16 protein-coding genes, 1 tRNA gene and 1 pseudogene are annotated in these 16687 nt (G+C 62.2%); 7 read left to right on the top strand and 11 right to left on the bottom strand.

Going from position 1 to position 16687, the window contains the following annotated elements; genetic code table 11:
* Nucleotides 1–86 precede the first annotated feature (86 nt).
* The 3 genes from AC2S2E_RS06310 to AC2S2E_RS06300 all read right to left on the bottom strand — a co-directional run bounded on the left by AC2S2E_RS06310 (nt 87) and on the right by AC2S2E_RS06300 (nt 3883).
* On the bottom strand, nt 87–1073 hold the full coding sequence (locus AC2S2E_RS06310) for a helix-turn-helix domain-containing protein (RefSeq protein ID WP_486524142.1): 987 nt from the start codon (nt 1071–1073) through the stop codon (nt 87–89).
* A 143-nt stretch (nt 1074–1216) separates the two neighbouring features.
* Entirely contained in the window at nt 1217–3520 is a 2304-nt protein-coding gene (gene ptsP / locus AC2S2E_RS06305; protein WP_476101091.1) for a phosphoenolpyruvate--protein phosphotransferase, read from the bottom strand.
* 207 nt (nt 3521–3727) lie between these two features.
* A complete protein-coding gene (locus AC2S2E_RS06300) occupies nt 3728–3883 on the bottom strand; it encodes a YdcH family protein (RefSeq protein ID WP_168605653.1) in 156 nt (51 codons plus the stop codon).
* A gap of 451 nt (nt 3884–4334) precedes the next feature.
* Between AC2S2E_RS06300 and AC2S2E_RS06295 the strand changes: the two genes are divergently transcribed.
* The 4 genes from AC2S2E_RS06295 (at nt 4335) to nadA (ending at nt 7164) form a co-directional block, all read left to right on the top strand.
* Nucleotides 4335–4532 carry a YdcH family protein gene (locus AC2S2E_RS06295; RefSeq protein WP_476101089.1) on the top strand — a complete coding sequence of 66 codons (198 nt, stop codon included), beginning with the start codon at nt 4335–4337 and terminating at the stop codon, nt 4530–4532.
* A gap of 125 nt (nt 4533–4657) precedes the next feature.
* Nucleotides 4658–5119, top strand: coding sequence for a DUF1465 family protein (locus AC2S2E_RS06290; RefSeq protein WP_476101086.1), 462 nt, complete (start codon nt 4658–4660; stop codon nt 5117–5119).
* 57 nt (nt 5120–5176) lie between these two features.
* Nucleotides 5177–6055 carry an MBL fold metallo-hydrolase gene (locus tag AC2S2E_RS06285; protein WP_486524141.1) on the top strand — a complete coding sequence of 293 codons (879 nt, stop codon included), beginning with the start codon at nt 5177–5179 and terminating at the stop codon, nt 6053–6055.
* 122 nt (nt 6056–6177) lie between these two features.
* On the top strand, nt 6178–7164 hold the full coding sequence (gene nadA / locus AC2S2E_RS06280; protein WP_486524560.1) for a quinolinate synthase NadA: 987 nt from the start codon (nt 6178–6180) through the stop codon (nt 7162–7164).
* 361 nt (nt 7165–7525) lie between these two features.
* Here the strand turns inward: nadA and nusG are convergent, their stop codons facing one another.
* The 4 genes from nusG to AC2S2E_RS06260 form a co-directional block, all read right to left on the bottom strand.
* Complete coding sequence (nusG, locus tag AC2S2E_RS06275) at nt 7526–8062, bottom strand: transcription termination/antitermination protein NusG (RefSeq protein ID WP_476101081.1); 537 nt, start codon at nt 8060–8062, stop codon at nt 7526–7528.
* A 21-nt stretch (nt 8063–8083) separates the two neighbouring features.
* On the bottom strand, nt 8084–8290 hold the full coding sequence (gene secE, locus AC2S2E_RS06270; RefSeq protein ID WP_476101078.1) for a preprotein translocase subunit SecE: 207 nt from the start codon (nt 8288–8290) through the stop codon (nt 8084–8086).
* Nucleotides 8291–8418: 128 nt separating this feature from the next.
* Nucleotides 8419–9903 (bottom strand): hypothetical protein, encoded by a 1485-nt coding sequence (locus tag AC2S2E_RS06265; RefSeq protein ID WP_486524140.1) that lies wholly within the window; start codon nt 9901–9903, stop codon nt 8419–8421.
* Between the two features lie 158 nt (nt 9904–10061).
* Nucleotides 10062–10137, bottom strand: a tRNA-Trp gene (locus tag AC2S2E_RS06260).
* Between the two features lie 225 nt (nt 10138–10362).
* Between AC2S2E_RS06260 and aat the strand changes: the two genes are divergently transcribed.
* Complete coding sequence (aat, locus tag AC2S2E_RS06255) at nt 10363–11088, top strand: leucyl/phenylalanyl-tRNA--protein transferase (protein WP_476101755.1); 726 nt, start codon at nt 10363–10365, stop codon at nt 11086–11088.
* Between the two features lie 35 nt (nt 11089–11123).
* Here the strand turns inward: aat and AC2S2E_RS06250 are convergent.
* From AC2S2E_RS06250 to AC2S2E_RS06240, 3 genes and pseudogenes are all read right to left on the bottom strand, one after another.
* Nucleotides 11124–11489 (bottom strand): annotated as a pseudogene (locus AC2S2E_RS06250) (DUF2155 domain-containing protein); the annotation flags it as partial.
* 41 nt (nt 11490–11530) lie between these two features.
* On the bottom strand, nt 11531–11929 hold the full coding sequence (locus AC2S2E_RS06245; protein WP_476101073.1) for an NADH:ubiquinone oxidoreductase subunit NDUFA12: 399 nt from the start codon (nt 11927–11929) through the stop codon (nt 11531–11533).
* A 145-nt stretch (nt 11930–12074) separates the two neighbouring features.
* Nucleotides 12075–12665, bottom strand: coding sequence for a RecX family transcriptional regulator (locus tag AC2S2E_RS06240; protein ID WP_486524138.1), 591 nt, complete (start codon nt 12663–12665; stop codon nt 12075–12077).
* Between the two features lie 121 nt (nt 12666–12786).
* On the opposite strand from AC2S2E_RS06240, the gene AC2S2E_RS06235 reads away from it, so the two are divergent.
* Nucleotides 12787–14568: a fatty acyl-AMP ligase gene (locus AC2S2E_RS06235; RefSeq protein WP_486524137.1), complete on the top strand. Its 1782-nt coding sequence runs from the start codon at nt 12787–12789 to the stop codon at nt 14566–14568.
* Between the two features lie 122 nt (nt 14569–14690).
* Nucleotides 14691–15773, top strand: coding sequence for an alkene reductase (locus AC2S2E_RS06230; RefSeq protein WP_486524136.1), 1083 nt, complete (start codon nt 14691–14693; stop codon nt 15771–15773).
* Here AC2S2E_RS06230 and AC2S2E_RS06225 read toward each other — a convergent pair.
* On the bottom strand, nt 15761–16666 hold the full coding sequence (locus AC2S2E_RS06225; protein ID WP_486524134.1) for a DMT family transporter: 906 nt from the start codon (nt 16664–16666) through the stop codon (nt 15761–15763). The genes AC2S2E_RS06230 and AC2S2E_RS06225 overlap by 13 nt on opposite strands.
* Nucleotides 16667–16687 lie beyond the last annotated feature (21 nt).

Below are 16687 nucleotides of genomic sequence, written 5' to 3'. Positions count from 1 at the left end.
GCCCGATCACAGGCGGCCTAGATCATCGGTTGTTCCATGCCCCGTTCGCACAGTGCCGCAAGCAGCCCCCTGATGTCGAGAGGGGGTCAGGGCGTAACGGTGGATGGCGTGGTTGCGGCCACGGGCGCGGCCTCGGCATTGGCAGAGGGGCGCGGGCGGGGATAGCGGCGAACCGGGCGCGGCGTTGCGGCGACAGGCGTGGCGGTCGCGCCGGGAATCGGGCTGGCCGCCGGGGTTGCGGCGGGCGTTGCACTCGCCTCCACCTTGCCGCGGGCCAGCAGGGCGGCGGCGGAAATCGGCACATTCTTGACGATTTCGGGCACCTTGCTGATCGGAGGCACTTCCTGACCGCCGATGGTGATGGCCAGCTTGTCCGGGCGGCCGGTCCACACGCGCGGCTGGGCGGCATCTTCGGGCAGGGTGTAGGTTTCCCCCATGGCCAGCTGCTTCTGGATCAACTGCTTGCCATTGGCGTCGGACACCTTGATCCACAGCTTGTCCATCTGCGCGGTCAGGACGACCGGGCCGGTGGGCGCGGCGGATGCGGCTTCGCTGGGCGCGGCGCTGGCGGCGGCCGAGGCGGCCTCGCTCGGCACGGCGCTGGGCACTTCATCGGGGATCAGCGAGGGCAGGTTGTCGGTGGGCGTCGAATTGTTCTGCCACCAGATGAAGCCAGCGACCGCCGCCACCAGCAGCACAAAACCCGCCATCCACGCAAAGCGCGACGACGGCACGCGCGCCGGATCGCCCGGCGCAAAGGCCACCGAGGCCGACAGATCAGGTTCGGGCGCCGCGCGCGAATAATCGCGCCCCATCGCGGCGGCCAATTCCGCCGGGTCCAGCCCGACGCTCTTGGCAAAGGTGCGGGTAAAGCCGAAAACATAGGTGCGCCCCGGCAGGGCCGCGAAATCACCCGACTCCAGCGCGCCCAGATGGCGTTCGCTGATTTTGGTCCGCGCAGACAGTTCCGCCAGGCTCAGCCCGGCCGCGTTACGGGCGGCCGCCAACCGCTGTCCCGCCGTCATGGGCAAGCTGCTGGTTGGGGTGGTGAAATCTGACTCGTCTGCACTCATGACAATCGTGATATCCTATGCGTCCCGCGCCGGACAGAACGCTGGAAGCTTTGGAAAGTCAACAGGCTTGGCGGCCTTGTGCGTCGGTTAACAGGCATATTGCGCCCGATTACGCAGTCTTGCCAAGCCGACGCCCGATTCCATCAATCGCCGATCAGCCCTCGCTGGGCCGCCCAAGCGGTCATTTCCTCACGCAGGTTGGCGGGCGGCTGGGCCAGCCAGCCTGCCATGGCGGTTTGAATCTCTGACAAATTGACCCGGCGCACCATATCCTTGATCGGCGCCACGCCCGCAGGCGTGATCGACAAACGGCGGATACCCACGCCCAGCAAAGCCAGCGCCTCCAGTTGCCGCCCGCCCATTTCGCCGCAAACGGTCATGGGCACGTTGTGCGCGTGCCCCTGGGCCACGATGCGGCGAAGGAAGCGCAGGATCGCAGGGCTGAGCCAGTCATATCGCTCGGCCAGTTTGGGGTTCGAACGGTCGGCGGCAAAGAGGAACTGCGTCAGGTCATTCGTGCCGATCGACAGGAACGACAGTTTGGGCAGCAAAATATCCAGCACCTCGGCCAGCGCAGGCACTTCAAGCATCGCGCCATATTTGACCGCTTCGGGCAGCGTCTTGCCCAGCTTGCGCAAATGGGCGAGCTGTCCCTCGAACACGGCCTTGGCGGCGTCAAATTCCCATGGTTCGGAAATCATCGGGAACATGACCTGTAGCACGCGCCCCGCCGAAGCCTCGAGCAAGGCGCGGGCCTGAACCTTGAGCAGGCTGTCGCGTTCGAGCGCGAGGCGCAGCGCGCGCCAGCCCATTGCCGGGTTCTCTTCCTCCCCATCCTCGTCATGACGCAGATAGGGCAGGCTCTTGTCCCCGCCGATATCAACCGTGCGGAACACCACCGGCTTGCCCGCCGCCGATTCCAGCACTTCGCGATAGAGCCGCGTCTGGCGCTCGCGGTTGGGCAGGGTCGCGGAAACCAGGAACTGAAACTCGGTGCGGTAAAGGCCCACGCCATCCGCGCCCGTCAGTTGCAGGTTGGGCATATCCTCGCGCAGGCCCGCATTGATGTTGACCGCGATGCGTTCGCCATCCAGCGTGATCGGCACGACATCGCGCAGCGCGGCATATTTGGCCTGCTTTTCGCGATTCTTGGCATAGCGTTCGTCAAAGGCGATCGCCATGTCGCGGGTGGGCCGCGCAAAGGCCAGCGCCTGATCCGCGTCGAGCAGGATCTGGTCGCCTTCGCGCACTTTACCACGCAAAGATTTGACCCGGCCCAGCACCGGAATGCCCATCGCCCGCGCCACGATCACCACATGCGCGGTCAACGAGCCTTCCTCCAGCACCACGCCCTTGAGACGGCGCTTGTCATATTCGAGCAGTTCGGCAGGGCCAAGGTTGCGCGCAATCAGGATGGCGTCCTGACGCAGGCCCATGCTGGCCGCCGTGCCCAATTGGCCCGACACGATGCGCAGCAAGCGGTTGGAGAGATCCTCCAGATCGTGCATCCGGTCGGCCAGCAGCGGGTCGTCGATCTGGCGCATGCGCATACGGGTGCGCTGCTGCACGCGCTCGATCGCGGCTTCGGCGGTCAGGCCAGAATCGATCGCCTCGTTGATGCGGCGGCTCCAGCCTTCGTCATAGGCGAACATCTTATAGGTATCGAGCACCTCATCATGCTCGCCCCCGCTGCCGAACTCGGCCTGCGACGCCATGCGGTCGATCTGTTCGCGCATCTTGTCAAAGGCGAGGTAAACGCGCTGACGCTCGGCCTCGGTATCTTCGGCGACGATATGTTCGATGTTGATGCGCGGCTGGTGATAGACGGCCACCCCGCTGGCCAACCCCTTGACCAGAGTAAGCCCGCGCATCTGCTCCGGCCCGGTCAAGGCTGCGGCAAGGCCGGCGGCCTCTTCCTCGTCCACCAGATCAGCATTGGCGATCAGTTCGGACAGGACCATGGCGACGGTTTGTAACGCCTCGATCTCGACCTCTTCATAGCGGCGCGGATCGACATGCTGGACACAGACCACGCCGACACAACGTTCGCGGCGCACAATCGGAACGCCGGCAAAGGAGTGGAACTTGTCCTCGCCCGTTTCGGGGCGGTATGAAAAGTCGGGGTGCGCGGTCGCCTCGGCCAGATTGAGCGTTTCCGCGCGCGAGGCGATGGTGCCGACAAGACCTTCGCCAATCGCCATGCGGGTGACGTGGACGGCTTCCTGCGCCAGGCCGCGCGTCGCGAAAAGTTCGAGCATCCCTTCGCGCAGCAGATAGATCGAGCAGACCTCGCTGTGCAGGCTTTCGCCGATCACTTCGACCACGGTGTTCAATTTGGCCTGTGCATGACTGCGTGACGCCATCACTTCGTGCAGACGCGTCAGAATGGTGCGCGCGGCCGCCACCGCGCTGGAATTCGAAGTCGGGCCAAGGGGTGCAGTGGTCATGTATTGGGGTTAGACCAAATGCAGGTTTTTGCAAATGCGCCGCGCCTTATTTTTACGCCGGTTGGTGCAAAATCAGGTCCATCGCCACAGCGCAAAGACCCGACCCGGCGCAAAGGACCGGATCGGGTCGATTGTTGTTTGGGTTGGTTGGGTTTCAGTCGTCAGCCGGGGCCTTCCCGCCCATCGATGCTGCGCCGAAATGCTGCATCAATGATGCGCGATCTGGTCGCGGATCCGCAGCTTGTGGCGCTTAAGCGCCTGAAGCATGGCTGGGTCGGGATGAGGACTTTTCAGTTCTTCGGCAATCCGGCGTTCCAAACCGGCGTGCTTGTTGTGCAGGGCGTTGATATGGGATGCTTCCATTTTGGACTCTCCTCCATAGGCTGTTAAGCCATTGAAAGTGGTTCAAAACCATCGCGACCTTTTAATCCGGCCCATGTGCGCGGGCCGCAGGAAAAGACCGTGTGGCACGAACCACAGGCTACCCCCTTTTTAACCGGACGCTGCAGACGCCCGCCTGATCGCGGCAACATTGGTCGGTCCAGGCTGTCCATGCCTCCTGCGGTCATGGACGAATCGCTGTCATCGCCGTGATCAGGACGTAAAGGAAACACACTTTTCCCCGCTTGCGAAGGGGCGATTGTGACAATTTTAGGTAAGCCGTTTATGAGCACGGCAAATTGTTTTTCAGCATCGACGACCCGACCCGCATACTCATTTCATCGCGGATTGATCCGGCCCCTTGCCCCGTGGCCCGCGCGCGATTAGAGCAAGGCACCAAGCGGCAAGATACCCTTGGCGGGAGCGAGTTTTGGTGACCGAAGAGGAAATGCGCAAAAAGCTTGAGGCGCTGCGGATCGAACATCGCGATCTGGACGCCGCCATCGATGCGCTCACCCTTTCGGGCGCAGGCGACCAGATGCAACTGGCGCGACTCAAGAAGCGCAAGCTCAAGCTCAAGGATCAGATTTCGTTGATCGAGGATTATCTGATCCCGGACATCATCGCGTAATCGCTATCTTTTGCGACAATTTAGGCCGGATTGTTGTGCCGATTCTGGAATGTCCCAAAACGGGATAGGCGTCACCCCCAAGATGCATTGCGGCCATGTGTAACATTTGATTAACCAAAATCACCATGAAGCACACGAGCAACATAAACCCCCGAATCGTCGAAGGGCTTTATTGCGAGGCCCTTGTCCTGTCGGACGAGGTGCGCGCCGCCTTTGACCTGTCGGGCCGCATCGAGGAAACCGGAACGCAGGAAGATGCGCCCCGGATCGCCCTCTCTTGCGAGGCGTTGCGCACCACGACGCGCATGATGCACGCGGTGGCGTGGCTGTTGAACCATCGGGCCTATTTCATGGGCGAACTGTCCGAATTTCAATTGCGCCGTTATGGCCGACTGGCGCCCGATTTTCCCGCCGCTGATCCCGATCGGATGGCGCTGCTCTCGCCCAAGATCCGCACGTTGATCGCCGCGACCGAGGAATTCTATGCACGCCTGCTGCGCATCGACCGCAGCTGGCGCGAAACCGCGCCCGGCGCGCCGCGGGCCCTTGACCAATTGCGCGCCCGTCTGGCCAGCGCAGTGGCCTGATCCTCCCTCTTGCCGCCACTCTCGACAGGGGGGCGGCAAAACGGCATAGGCTGCGCCATGAATATGCCCCCGCGCCCATGGCCCACCGGCGAAACCGAGCGACTCGAACCGCTGGTGGTGCGCCTTTTGGCCAATAATCCCAGCCCGTTTACCTATACCGGCACGCAGACCTATCTGGTGGGTGATGCACGCGGGATGGCGGTGATCGATCCGGGGCCGGATGATGCCGATCATTTGGACGCCTTGCTGAACGCGATTGGCGATGCGCCGGTTCTGGCCATCATGTGCACGCATACGCATCGCGACCATTCGCCCGGAGCAGCACCTTTGTCCGCCGCCACCGGCGCGCCCATCATGGGGTGCGCCCCACTGACCATGGAGGATGACGGGCCACGCGCCGATGCGGCCTTTGACACGTCCTATCGCCCCGACACGATTATGGCGGATGGCGATATCGTGCGCCTGCCATCTGCAACTTTGATGGCCGTGGCGACGCCGGGGCATACCAGCAATCACTTGTGCTTTTCCCTGCTGGAAAGCGGGGCGCTGTTTACCGGCGATCATGTGATGGGCTGGTCCACCACCGTCGTTTCGCCGCCCGATGGCGACATGACCGATTATATGATCAGTCTGGAAAAGCTGCACGAGCGCGAGGACCGGGTCTATTACCCCGCCCATGGCGCGCAAATCGACAAGCCCAAGCAGATGGTGCGCGGCATGATCGGTCACCGCCGATTGCGCGAACGCCAGATCCTTAAACATCTGGAATCAGGCACCAGTTCGATCGAAATCATGGTGACGCAAATGTACCCCGGACTGGACGTTCGGCTGCACCGCGCGGCGGGGCGGTCGGTGCTGGCCCATTTGCTCGACCTGCAAAAGCGCAGCCTTGTATCGCAGGGCGCCTCAGAGGACCTCTGGATTCTGGCTGGCTGAACAGCGCGGCCCTCATCGGTCATGGCGGGTTAAATCCGCCGCCCATTGCAGATTTTCCTTGGGGTCCGGTGCAAGGATCCCTATCTGGGCGGCGAGACAATGAACCCCAAGGGGATGTGATGATGACTGCCCTGAGCGCCAGCCTTGCCGGCCTTGACCTGCGCGCCGAAATCGACCGCCTTCGCAAGGAAAAGAATGCGGTCATTCTTGCGCATTATTACCAGAAGCCGGAATTGCAGGATCTGGCTGATTTTGTGGGCGATTCGCTGGAACTGTCGCGCAAGGCGGCCGAAACGGACGCCGATGTCATCGCCTTTTGCGGCGTGAAATTCATGGCCGAAGTGGCCAAGATCCTTTCGCCCGAAAAGACCGTGGTGCTGCCCGACCTCAACGCCGGTTGCAGCCTTGAGGACGCCTGCCCGCCCGAAAAGTTCAAGGCTTTCCGCGCGGCGCACCCCGATCACATCGCGCTCACCTATATCAACTGCTCGACCGAGGTGAAGGCGCTGTCCGATATCATCGTGACCAGTTCCAGCGCGGAAAAGATCCTGGCCCAGATCCCGCGTGACCAGAAGATCATCTTTGGCCCCGATCGCCATCTGGGCGGCTATCTCTCGCGCAAGTTCGACCGCGAGATGCTGCTCTGGCCCGGCGTGTGCATCGTGCATGAGGCCTTCAGCGAAACCGAATTGCTGAAACTGAAAGCCCAGCACCCCGGCGCGCCCATCGCGGCCCACCCGGAATGCCCTCCCACCATCGTCGATCACGCCGATTACGTGGGCTCGACCAGCGGCATCCTGAACTATGCCAAGGACATGGCCGCCGGCACGCTGATCGTCGCAACCGAGCCGCACATCATCCACCAGATGCAACTGGCCATCCCGAACAAGACCTTCATCGGTGCGCCGGGAGCAGACGGCAACTGCAACTGCAACATCTGCCCCTATATGGCGCTCAACACGCTGGAAAAGCTCTACATCTCGCTGCGCGACCTCTCGCCCCGGATCGAGATCGAGGAAGGGCTGCGTCTGAAGGCCAAGGAAAGCCTTGATCGCATGCTGGGGATGGCGGCCGGTACGGTTGGTATGGGGGATTTGGGGGCGCGTTGATTTTGCCTCCGGCGGACAAAGGGACCAAAGCATCGCGCCAAAAAGTAGGAACCGGTTTTTGGCATCAGCGATGCGACCACAAAGACTCTCCTTTGCAATCCCGTTACTGGGGTGGCGTGAAATTCGCCATCTCGGGTTTGGACGATGATTTTATAGCCTGCGGCGCGGCGAGGTTACGCCATAAGCGCCGCAGGCTTAATCATTTCAACGCCGCGTCCGACACCCCTTGGCCGAACCCGACACACAACGCAGACAGTAACGGGAGCGCGAGGGTCTAGACCCTCGCATTACCCTTTTTCTGAAAACACAAAAAAGGGGCAGGAAAACCCACCCCTCTTTCGCATCATCAATCCGGCGAAACTTACTTCACCAGTTCGACATGCTCGAAATCCAGCTCGACCGGGGTCGCGCGGCCGAAGATCGACACCGAAACCTTGACGCGGTTCTTGTCGAAATCCAGTTCTTCGACGATGCCAGTAAAGCTGTTGAAGGGGCCGTCGAGCACCTTGACCGAATCGCCGATTTCGAAATCGACCGAAACGTGCTTCTTGACCGTCGTGGCGACGATTTCGCGGTGGCCGAAATAGCGGGCCGCATCGCGTTCGGAAATCGCCTGCGGCTTGCCATTGTGGCCAAGGAAGCCGGTGACCTTGGCGGTGTTCTTGACGAGGTGATACACGTCATCATTCATGGTCAGCTTGGCCAGAACGTAGCCGGGCATGGTCTTGCGTTCGACCGAGACCTTCTTGCCGCGCTTGACTTCGGTGACCTGTTCAGAGGGCACTTCGATCTGCTCGACCAATTGGGCCAGACCAAGGCGTTCGGCTTCGGCCTGAATGGCTTCCTTGACCTTGTTTTCAAAGCCGGAATAGGCGTGGATGATATACCAGCGGGCCATACTTACACTTCCTATGCGTTTTTAGGCGAGCGACAGCAGCGTGCGCACGATGTAGCCGAACAGCGAATCGACACCGAGGAAGAAGATCGCAAGGATCAGCATCAGGATGCCGACGAAGATGCCGGTCTGAATGGTTTCCTGGCGGCTGGGCCACACGACCTTGCGCGCTTCAACCTTGACCTGGTTGAAGAACTCTCCGGGAGAGACCTTGGCTTTCTTTTCTTCCATCGAACCGATCCTCGAACAAAGCCCGAAACCTCTTTCACCATTGCCGCCGCGCCGCCCCGGATCAGGTCCGGGAGGGGCGTTGCAAGGCTCCGATGTCGGGAGATAGCGGTGATCTAGTCCCAGTTGCCTTATTTTGCAAGGGGGGCCGGTTTCAGCTTGGCCAGCAAAGTGCCCTCGCCCCGCCAGACGACCACCGCGCCTTCGGGCATGGTGTCGGGTTCGCGGTCGCCGACATACCACAACCAGTCGGCCTTTTGCGCCGGAGCGAAATTGGCCAGATCGATCTTTTGCGTGTGATGCAGCAGCAGGCGCTGTGACGGATCGTCGAAATCACGCCCGCCCTGCTTCAATTGCAGCATATGGACATGGGGCACCGCGAAATTGGCGTTCACCAACGCATGACGGCGCACCACCGCATAGGCGCCGATATGTTCGAAATGGTTGAGCGGCCATTGCTCGCGCGTCACCAGCACGGCGCTGGCCACGCGGGCGCCTTGCGGCACATGGTCGAGCGCCGCCATGATCTTTTCCATCCGGGCCGAATCATCGTGCCAATCCTGCGTCGTGATCAACAGCCGCGTCAGGTACAGCATCACCACCGGCACATAGATCCAGCGCGGCGCAGAAGGCCAGCGAATCGCCAGACAGCACACCATCAACCCCGTCGTGACCAGCCGGTAATCGGCATAATCACCGCCCGAAATATGGCGCGGCACCGCAATCGTCATGATCAGCAGCATGACCGCCGCCCAGCCCAGCCGCGCGTCCAACCTGCGCATGGCCGCCGCCAGCAGAAAGGCCAGCCCGACCACCACCAGCGACAGATAATCCAGCGCATAGACCGTGTCGCGCATGGCCTTGAGCCAGATCGCCTGCTTATAGATCCACCAGAACGGGCCATAGGAGAACGTGCCCGCCGTCCCCGGCACCAGCACCATCACCACCAAAGGCGCCAGCAGCGGCCATGGGCGGACAAAGGCCCACCACCGGCTGCGCCCGAAACTCTTGGCCGCGCCCACTTCATAGCCGAACAGCAGAACGCCCAGCACGCCCCACGCCGACAAATGGCACAGCCAGACCACCAGACCGATCGGCACAAACAAAGCCGCACGCAGCCACCAGATCGTCCGATGCCGATCCAGCATCACCCAAAGCGCAAAGGCCCACAGCGCCAGCGCCTGACCCAGTGCGTAATTGAGCAGGCCGATCAGCATCATCGGCGACCATGCAAAAGGCATGGCCAGCAGCGAGGCAATCGTCACGCGCCCGTGCAATTGCCGATCCACCGCGATCAGCCCCAGCGCGGTCAGCGGCGGAATCAGCCCCGTGATGATTCGCCCGCCCAGTTCCAGACCAAAGATCGCGGCGAAGGGGCGGATCAGGATGTCCACACCCAGATTGCCTGTCCACGCCCAGTGGAACGAGTAATATTGCGAAAGATCCGCGCTGCGTCCGCCGTCCAGCATGACCGCATAACGCGCCAGATGGGCCGGATAATCGCTCATTTGCGGATAATGGGCGACCAGCACCGGCAGGCAGGAAGCCAGCGCCAGCAGAACCGAGAACCAGTAAACCCGCTTCTCACCCGCGCGCGCCGCCGGTGATGAATCCATCACACCCATGTTGAAAAGATGCCCCAAAAGCGACCCTTGCCCATTCCCCTAGCCAACCGGGGGCGATTGGCAAGTCCCCGATGGACGGGACGACAAAATCGGCGGCGATTATTGGGGGATATGGATTTGCCGATGCGGCTAAAATTCCATGAATACCCTGGCAGGAGCGGGGGGACTCGAACCCACGGCCCTCGGTTTTGGAGACCGATGCTCTACCAACTGAGCTACACTCCTGCAGGGTGCAGCGCCTCTAGGGGAGCATGACGCCTTTGGCAAGCGGTCAATGCATGATGATGTTCGATTTTTTCCATGGTGTCCGACCAACGCCGGGGATTGCGCAATTTCTCCCTCTTTCCGCCAAGATGAACAGGATGCTAGACTGTTCATGTGACCACGCAAAATCTTGACCTTATTGATCCGGCCCTGCTGCTGCTTGCCTATCGCGGCGGGGTGTTTCCCATGGCGGATTCGCGTGATGACCCGGAAATTTTCTGGGTAGAGCCCAAGCGAAGGGGGATTCTGCCGCTGGGCGGGTTTCGCGTCTCGCATTCTTTGGCGCGGACATTGCGGCGGGGGCGGTTTACCGTCACCTGCAACGCGGCCTTTGGCGACGTGCTGGAGGCATGCGCCGCGCCGCGCCGCGCCGAATCGGATGATGGCGGCGAAACATGGATCAGCGCGCGAATCGCGGCCTCCTATCGCGAATTGCACCGGCTGGGACATGCACATTCGATCGAGTGCTGGATCGATGGCGCGCTGGTGGGCGGACTTTACGGCGTTGGCTTTGAACGGGTATTTTGCGGCGAAAGCATGTTCAGCCGCGTGCCCGACGCATCCAAAGTGGCGCTGGCATGGCTGGTGTCGGCGATGCGCCTTGGCGGGGCCGAATTGCTCGATTGCCAGTTCATAACCAGCCACCTTGCCTCACTGGGCGCGGTGGAGATCCCGCAAAAGCGTTATCTGGCGCTGCTGCGCGATGCGATGCGGCCCAAGGAACCGGGAATCCGAGATCTGCGCCCTCAATCAGGAATGGCGGGTTCGACCGGAGCGGGCGTCGGCTCGGCCGCAGGCGGCGCGCTTTCGCTGCCCGATGCCTTTGGCGCACTCTTGGGCGCGGCGAAATCGGCCGGATTCTCTTCCTCGCCGGGGAAGTTCATCGCGCAATCCTTGACCCAGACGTCATAGACCGGGTGTTGCACCACGTTCAAACCGGGCGAATTGCGGAATAGCCAGCCCGAAAACACCTTTTGCCAGCGCAAGGGTTCGGACACCTGTGCACGCTGTTCGACAAAGACCTGAACAAAGGCGCCGGTTTCCTGCGGGCGTTCCCAAGGCTGGGTCTTTTCACAGGTGGAGAGTTTCACCACCACATTGCCCACGCGCTTGGCCTCGCCCACTTTCAGGACGATATCCTGCTGCTCATTGTTCCGCTTGTTGAGCAGGCCCAGCGTCGCCACGCGATCCTTGACCGGGGTGCCGAACTGGTTTTCGACGGCCTGCGCCGCGCTGTTGCCGGCAACGGCCTTGGGCACGTCGGTGGCCTGCGCCTCCGGCTCGGACGATCCGCCACAAGCCGAAAGCGCCATGCATGCGCCAGCAACCAACAAAGTCCGGCGCATGATTTCAATCAGCCTTCAGGCGTCCAGGCTTCATAGCCAGCCGCCTTCGCCTTGCCCGCACCGCGCAGTTCGGGGTGCGGCTGGTGGGCCTTGGCCGTGCCGGTGGCGTTGGGCGTATATTCCGTTTCCCAGATGCGGGCGGGCGGCAGATGGCTCTGCGGCACGGCGTCATAGGAATGGTGCAGCCAGCCATGCCATTCGGCCGGAACGCGGCTGGAATCATTGGCGCCGTTATAGATCACCCAGCGGCGTTCCATGCCCGCAAAGGGGCTGTTGGTGCCGGCGGGCACAACCTTCTTCGAGCGGTAATATTTGTTACCCTGAAAATCGGTGCCAACCTGTTCGCCGCCAAACTTGGTGTTGAGCCAGGTGCCGAAAGTGGAGCCGTTCCACCAGGTGAAGAGCATTGCGCAAGTTTCCCTATTCAGGTCTGCCCGCGGACAGAATCCGCCAAGCGAAGGACAGGTTTGCGCCTAGCCCAAGGCAATAGGGCAACGCAAGAGCAAAGGGCGCAACCCAAATCCGCTTTGCCACCGCGATTTTGCGCAGGGCCTACACTTCGTCGCCATCATCCGGGCGCGCTTCATCGACCCAGCTTTGCGCCCCGTCCATATCGCCCGATTCCAGAATGGCCCGCGCCGCGCCCATGCCATGGCCCGCACGCATCATCGCGGCGATTTCCTTTTCCCGCCGCGCGCGGCGCTCGGCCGGATCGTCCGAGGGCGCGCGGCGGGCAAAAGGCCCCAGCCCGCGCCGTCTGGCATAGGCCAAAGCGGCCTCACGCGCGGCAAATTCGCCCGGCATGACTTCTGCGCGTATATCCTCATCAATTCCCGCCTGCCCCAAGGCTTCGGCAATGCGTCGCCCGCCCAGGCCACGGCGCAACAGGCTGCCCGCCTTCATCCGGGCATAGGCTTCGTCCTGAATATAGCCCAGATCGACGAAACGGGCGATGATCGCCTCGATTCGCGCCTCTGCCGGATCCTCGCCCGCCCATCCGCGTTCGCGCAATTTGCGTTTCAGGTAATCCCCCAGTCGCCCCGCGCTGGTGGCGAATTTGGCGACATAGGCCAGCGCCATCTCCTCCATCCGCGCCGAATCGAGCGGTTTGGGGGCCGGTTTGCGGCGATTGGGGCGTTCCATCTCATCCATCGGCCATATTCGTGCCACAGTCCGGCCCCAAAGGGGACCCCCCGCGTCACCCGACTTGCGGGCCAGTTTCTGATGCCCTTTTACCGGGGCGTAGCCCTAGACGGATAAGACCATGACCGACGCCGCCGTGATCGAAGCGACCATTGCCGCCCCGATCCCCACGCCCAACACTTGCGATCTGCCGCGCCGCCTTGCCGATTTCGGCACTTTTGGCGAAGCGCTTGATTATGCGGCGCAGGGCACCCGTGGGCTGAACTTTCATGATCCGCGCGGCAATCTGATCCGCCCCTATCCGTTCCGCGAATTGCGCGAAGACGCCATCGCCATGGCCCAGCGCCTGATCGCGCGCGGCGTCAAAAAGGGCGACCGCATCGCTCTGGTGGCCGAAACGGGGGCTGAATTTGCCGCATTGTTCTGCGGCGTCATCTATGCCGGCGCATGGCCGGTGCCGCTGCCCCTGCCCACCAGCTTTGGCGGCAAGGACAATTATATCGAGCAATTGGCCGTCCAATTGGCCAGCAGCGATCCGTTCTATTTCTTCTATCCACCCGAAATCGCCCATATGGGCCTTGCCGCCGCACAGGCGCATAATGCCAAGGGCGGTGCGTGCGAGGGGTTGAGCTGGGACGTTCTGGCCGCCGATGCTGTGGTGCCGGTCGAATTGCCGCAGGCGTCGGGCGATGACATCTGTTATCTGCAATATTCCTCTGGCTCGACCCGTTTTCCCCACGGCGTCGCGGTCACCCATGCTTCGCTGCTGAACAATCTGCGCGGTCATGGCGTGGCCATGGAATTTTCCACCCACCTCAATGACCGCTGCGTTTCGTGGCTGCCGTGGTATCACGACATGGGTCTGGTGGGCTGCTTCCTGTCGGTCATCGCCAATCAGGTTTCGACCGATTACCTCAAAACCGAAGATTTTGCCCGCCGCCCTCTGGCATGGCTGGACATGATCTCGCGCAATCCGGGCAATTCGGTCAGCTATTCGCCCACATTTGGCTATGACATCTGCGCCCGCCGCATTTCCAGCCAGACCAATGTGGCGCAGCGTTTCGACCTGTCGCGCTGGCGCCTTGCGGGCAATGGCGCGGACATGATCCGCCCCGATGTGATGCAAAGCTTTGTCAACGCCTTTGCCCCCGCCGGGTTCAAGGCCAGCGCCTTCCTGCCTTCCTATGGCCTTGCCGAAGCCACGCTCTCGGTGACGATCATGCCGCCGGGCGAAGGCATCCGCGTCGAACTGGTCGAGGAAGAACGCCTGTCGGGCCAGCCGCGCGATCTGTCGCGCCCGGCCCGTTATCGCGCCATCGTCAATTGCGGCAAGCCGGTGCTGGACATGGCCATCGAGGTCCGTGACGGTTCGGGCCGCGTTCTGCCCCATCATCAGATCGGCAAAGTGTGGTGCAAGGGGCCGTCGGTCATGCACTCCTATTTCCGCGATCCCGAAGCGACGGCGGCCTGCCTTGTCGATGGCTGGCTGGACACGGGCGACATGGGTTATCAGAACGCCGAGGGCTATCTGTTCATCGTGGGCCGTGCCAAGGACATGATCATCATCAACGGCAAGAACCACTGGCCCCAGGATATCGAATGGGCGGTGGAACAATTGCCCGGTTTCCATCAGGGCGACATTGCCGCTTTCAGCCTTGAAACCGACACGGGCGAGGAAACCGCCGCTGTTCTGGTCCATTGCCGCGTGTCCGACCCGGCGGAACGCCTGAAGCTGAAGAATGCCGTGGCCGAAAAGGTGCGCGCGATTCTGGGTCATCCGGCAATTGTCGAACTGGTGCCGCCGCGCACCCTGCCGCGCACGTCCTCGGGCAAGCTTTCGCGCGCCAAGGCCAAGAAGCTGTACCTGTCGGGCGAAATCGCGCCGTTTGATCTGGCCGCGTAAACGGCCAAATCGTTGATCAAATTGCGGGGGTTGGTTCCGGCCAAACCCCGCAAATGATTCTTGGGTCTGCAAAAGAACTGCTTGCACTGGAAATTGTCATGCCGCGCCACAACATCAGCGGCATGACAAACCCCCTGCTTTCCCCCATCGCCCTTGGCGACATCGCCGCCCCCAATCGCATCCTGATGGCCCCGCTGACCCGTGGCCGATCGGACCGCGAAGGTTTGGCCAATCCTCTGATCGCGGAATATTACGCCCAGCGCGCCGGCGCGGGCCTGATCATTTCCGAAGCCACCGCCATCAGCCCCGAAGGGCGCGGTTGGCCCAATGCCCCCGGCATCTGGAATCAGGCACAGGCGCAAAGCTGGAAACAGGTGACGCAGGCCGTCCATGATGCGGGCGGGCGTATCGTCCTGCAACTCTGGCACATGGGTCGCGTGTCGCACCCGCAGCTCCACGGCATCCAACCCGTATCGGCCAGCGCCACCACCGCGCCGGGCGAGGCCCATACCTATCAGGGCAAGCAGCCCTATGTGCAGGCGCGCGCGCTGGAAACGCATGAGATCCCCCGTCTGATCGCCGATTATGAAAATGCCGCGCGCCTGGCCAAGGAAGCCGGTTTCGATGGCGTCCAGCTTCACGCCGCCAATGGCTATCTGATCGACCAGTTCCTGCGCGATGGCACGAACCAGCGCACTGACGATTACGGCGGCTCAATCGAAAACCGCACCCGTCTGCTGAAAGAAGTCACAGAAGCGCTGATCCGCGTCTGGGGCGCCGGGCGCGTCTCGGTCCGTCTTTCGCCCAATGACGGCATTCAGGGCGTCGAGGACAGCGACACCTATGCCCTGTTCGACCATGCGGCCAAGGTGCTGGACGATCTCAAGATCGGCTTTCTTGAAATGCGTGACCCGCTGCCCAATGGAACATTCGGGTCGGGCATCGGTCCGCGCCGCGCCGCGCATTTGAAGACGATCTTTTCCGGCCCCATCGTCGATAATGCTGATTATACGCTGGAAAGCGGCGCGCAGGCTCTTGAAAAGGGCGATGCGGACGCCATCTCTTTTGGGCGGCCATTCATTACCAATCCGGATCTGGTCGACCGTATCGCCCATGGGCACCCATGGACCGAAGGAGGCGATCCTTCGGCATGGTACGGGAATAGCGCAGAAGGCTATACCAGCTTTCCGCCCTATTCGGCCTGATCGCTGGCGCTGGTTGGGCTGGTTTGGCCCAGCCTGGCCAGCACGAGCGCGGCGCTGACCAAGAGGATACCCACTCCGTCCCATATGGTCAGCGTCTCGCCAAATGCCGCCCAGCCCGCCGCAACAGCGACGGCGGGCTGGGTCAGCAGCGCCATGCCGATCATGATCGGGCTGAAATGGCGCAGGGCATAGACAAGCAAACCCTGCCCCACGACCTGACTGCCCATGGCCAGCACAATCAGAGGCCACCAATGGCCCCCATGCATGCCGGGCCAGAAAGGCTCATCCATGGCCAGAGCGCAGGGCAGGATCACCGGCAGCCCCGCCAGAGAGGCCCAGAACAGCAGCGACCAATTGCCCAGACTGGCCCGCGCATGTTGCAAAAGCAGCAGATAGGCGACGTAGAACAGCCCCGCCGCGACGCTGAACAAATCGCCCGCCAAGGTGCGCGACCCCAGTTCCAGACTGCGCCCCATCAACAAAACCGCCCCGGCCAGAGCCGCCCCCATCGCCACCCATTCGCCGCGAAACGGGCGCCGGTTCATCGCGATCACACCCCACACCATCAGGATCAAACTGCCCGAATTGCCGAACAGCGTGGCATTGGCCATTTTCGTGCGCTCGATCCCCAGATGCCAACTGGCCAGATCCAGCCCGAAAAAGGCCCCCGCCCCCAGCATGGCCAGCAAGGCCTTGCGGTTGAGCACCAGACTTTGCCCCGTCGCGGGCGCCAGAATGGCCAGCACGGGCACCGCCAGCGCCAGACGCCAAAAGCCCGCCGACACCGGCCCGGTATCGGCCAGACGCACGCTCCACGGCCCCAGTGCAAGAATGAGATTGCCACCCACCAGCGCGAGGAGGTGCCGCCATTGCCATGAAGTTTGCGTGTTCATAGCCATGGCCTAGCGCAGAAC

It is taken from the genome of Novosphingobium sp. 550D, from assembly GCF_057401885.1.
This window is presented reverse-complemented; position numbering and strand designations above follow the sequence as displayed.

Bases quoted from the DNA above. Each gene is read 5' to 3' on its own strand.
- nadA (WP_486524560.1), top strand. From the start codon at position 6,178: ATGACTGCCCTGAGCGCCAGCCTTGCCGGCCTTGACCTGCGCGCCGAA.
- AC2S2E_RS06290 (WP_476101086.1), top strand. From the start codon at position 4,658: ATGAAGCACACGAGCAACATAAACCCCCGAATCGTCGAAGGGCTTTAT.
- AC2S2E_RS06310 (WP_486524142.1), bottom strand. From the start codon at position 1,073: ATGAGTGCAGACGAGTCAGATTTCACCACCCCAACCAGCAGCTTGCCC.
- ptsP (WP_476101091.1), bottom strand. From the start codon at position 3,520: ATGACCACTGCACCCCTTGGCCCGACTTCGAATTCCAGCGCGGTGGCG.
- AC2S2E_RS06225 (WP_486524134.1), bottom strand. From the start codon at position 16,666: ATGAACACGCAAACTTCATGGCAATGGCGGCACCTCCTCGCGCTGGTG.
- secE (WP_476101078.1), bottom strand. From the start codon at position 8,290: ATGGAAGAAAAGAAAGCCAAGGTCTCTCCCGGAGAGTTCTTCAACCAG.
- AC2S2E_RS06300 (WP_168605653.1), bottom strand. From the start codon at position 3,883: ATGGAAGCATCCCATATCAACGCCCTGCACAACAAGCACGCCGGTTTG.
- AC2S2E_RS06235 (WP_486524137.1), top strand. From the start codon at position 12,787: ATGACCGACGCCGCCGTGATCGAAGCGACCATTGCCGCCCCGATCCCC.
- AC2S2E_RS06240 (WP_486524138.1), bottom strand. From the start codon at position 12,665: ATGGAACGCCCCAATCGCCGCAAACCGGCCCCCAAACCGCTCGATTCG.
- AC2S2E_RS06265 (WP_486524140.1), bottom strand. From the start codon at position 9,903: ATGGATTCATCACCGGCGGCGCGCGCGGGTGAGAAGCGGGTTTACTGG.
- aat (WP_476101755.1), top strand. From the start codon at position 10,363: ATGGCGGATTCGCGTGATGACCCGGAAATTTTCTGGGTAGAGCCCAAG.
- AC2S2E_RS06230 (WP_486524136.1), top strand. From the start codon at position 14,691: ATGACAAACCCCCTGCTTTCCCCCATCGCCCTTGGCGACATCGCCGCC.
- AC2S2E_RS06285 (WP_486524141.1), top strand. From the start codon at position 5,177: ATGAATATGCCCCCGCGCCCATGGCCCACCGGCGAAACCGAGCGACTC.
- nusG (WP_476101081.1), bottom strand. From the start codon at position 8,062: ATGGCCCGCTGGTATATCATCCACGCCTATTCCGGCTTTGAAAACAAG.
- AC2S2E_RS06245 (WP_476101073.1), bottom strand. From the start codon at position 11,929: ATGCTCTTCACCTGGTGGAACGGCTCCACTTTCGGCACCTGGCTCAAC.